Genomic DNA, 2439 nt, shown 5'->3' with positions numbered 1-2439 from the left:
GCGGGCGGTGCCTACCTGCCGCTGGACCCGGACTATCCGGTGGAGCGGCTGGAGTTCATGCTCGCCGATGCCCGACCCGTGTGCGTCCTGACCGAAGACGACACCGTAGGCGCCCTCAGTACCTCGGACGTGACGCTCATCCGAGTCGACGACGCCGTGTCGGCCGCCGAGTGGCAGCAGCTGCCGACGACCGATCTGACCGATCGGGAACGCGGCACCCTCCTGCCCGCGCATCCCGCGTACATGATCTACACGTCTGGTTCCACCGGTGTGCCGAAGGGCGTCGTGGCCGTGCACTCAGGCCTGGTGAACCTGGCACACGCCACCCGACGGCGCTTCGACGCGGGTCCCGGCTCGCGGGTCGCGCAGTACGCGTCAGTGAGTTTCGACCAGTTCTGCTCGGACTGGTCACTGGCCCTGCTGTCCGGGGCGACGCTCGTCATAGTGCCGTCGGAGCGCCGGCTCGGAACGGAGCTGACCTCGGTCCTGGCCGAGCACGCCATCACGCACATCTCCCTTCCGCCCGCCGTGCTGGCGACTTTGAACCCGGCATCGATCTCCGAGGATGTCGTCATCGAGGTCGGTGGCGAGGCGTCGTCGGCGGAGTTGCTCGCGCGCTGGTCGGCCGGGCGCATGCTGTTCAACACCTACGGTCCGACGGAGACGACCGTGGACGCGGCGGCTTGGCGGTACCGGGCCGATGCGCCCGAGGTGCGGATCGGTTCGCCGGTGGCGAATGCGCGGGTGTATGTGCTGGACGAGTGGTTGCGGCCGGTGCCGGTGGGTGTGGCGGGTGAGTTGTATGTCGGTGGGGCTCAGGTGGCGCGGGGGTATGCGGGGCGGCCGGGGTTGACGGCGGGGCGGTTCGTTGCGGATCCGTTCGCGGGAGACGGTTCAAGGCTCTACCGGACCGGGGATGTGGTGCGGTGGTCGGCGGACGGCGAGCTGGTGTTCCTCGGCCGTGTCGACGATCAGGTGAAGGTCCGTGGGTTCCGGATCGAGTTGGGTGAGGTGGAGGCGGCGGTCGCCGCGCACGCGGACGTGGTGCAGGCCGTGGTGATCGCCCGTGAGGACATCCCTGGTGATCGGCGGCTGGTGGCGTACGTGGTGCCTGGGCCGGAGGCCGAGGGGCATGTGCCGGAATTCGTACGGGAGTTCGTGGCGGTGCGGTTGCCGGAGTACATGGTGCCGTCGGCGGTGGTGGTGCTGGACGAGTTGCCGTTGACGGTGAACGGCAAGCTGGACCGGGCTGCTCTGCCCGCGCCTGACTTCGCGGGTCTGTCTTCGCGGCGGGGTCCGTCGTCGGTGGTGGAGGAGGTGTTGTGTGCCGCGTTTGCCGAGGTGCTGGGTGTGGAGCGGGTCGGGGTCGACGACAACTTCTTCGCGCTCGGCGGACACTCTCTGCTCGCCGTGTCGCTGGTGGAGAAGCTTCGCGAGCGCGGCGTGGCGGTGAGCGTGCGGCGTCTGTTCATGACACCGACCCCGGCGGGCCTCGTGGAGGAAGCGGTCGCGGCACCGGTTGACGTGCCGCCCAACCTCATTCCCCGGGACGCGGCCGAACTCAGTCCCGCCATGCTGCCTTTGGTGGAATTGAACCAGGACGAGATCGATGCGCTCTGTGCCCGCATTCCGGGCGGTGCCTCGAACGTGGCGGACGTCTATCCGCTCGCGCCCCTGCAGGAGGGGATGTTCTTCCACTACTTGCTGTCCGAAGGGGGCGACGACGTCTATCTGGAGCCGACGGTCGTGGCCTTCGAAACGCGGCAGCGTCTCGATGCCGCATTGGAAGCCCTGCAGCAGGTGGTGGACCGGCACGACATCTACCGGACCGCGATCATGTGGGAGGGGCTCCGCGAACCCGTCCAGGTGGTGTGCCGGCGGGCCCAGGTGCAGGTGACCGACGTAGCCCTGGACGGCGAAACGACGGAGGCCGTCACCGAGCAGCTCCTCACCGTGGCACCCTCGCGCATCGACCTGGCCCAGGCACCCCTCATACGTGCCCACGTCACCCGGGATCCGGGCACTGGCGGTTGGCTGGTGCTGCTGCAGATGCACCACCTGGTCCAGGACCACACGGGTGCCTCGGTCGCCCTGGGCGAGGTGGCGGCGATCCTGCGCGGTGAGGGTGATCGGCTTCCCGAGCCGGTGCCTTTCCGGGATTTTGTGGCGCATGCGCGGTTGGGTGTTTCGCGTGCGGAGCATGAGGCGTATTTCGGTGGGTTGTTGGGTGATGTGACGGAGACGACGGCGCCGTTCGGGCTGCTTGATGTGCACCGTGATGGTGAGGATCTGAGTCGGGCTCGTGTGGTGCTGGACGAGGTGTTGTCGGTGCGTGTGCGGGAGTGGGCGCGGGCGGTCGGTGTGTCGCCGGCGACGTTGTTCCATGTGGCGTGGGCGCGGGTGCTGGCGTCGTTGGCGGGGCGTGAGGATGTGGTGTTC

General features: G+C 68.6%; 1 protein-coding gene. It reads left to right on the top strand.

The window, feature by feature from the left end; all coding sequences use genetic code 11:
• The coding region (locus ACFZDK_RS55735; RefSeq protein ID WP_390987075.1) for an amino acid adenylation domain-containing protein at positions 1 to 2439 on the top strand (2439 nt) is incomplete at both ends.

Source organism: Streptomyces sp. NPDC007901, from assembly GCF_042959465.1.
Lineage (GTDB): Bacteria > Actinomycetota > Actinomycetes > Streptomycetales > Streptomycetaceae > Streptomyces.
The sequence above is the reverse complement of the archived record's forward strand: the minus strand, read 5'-3'. Positions and strand labels throughout refer to the sequence as shown.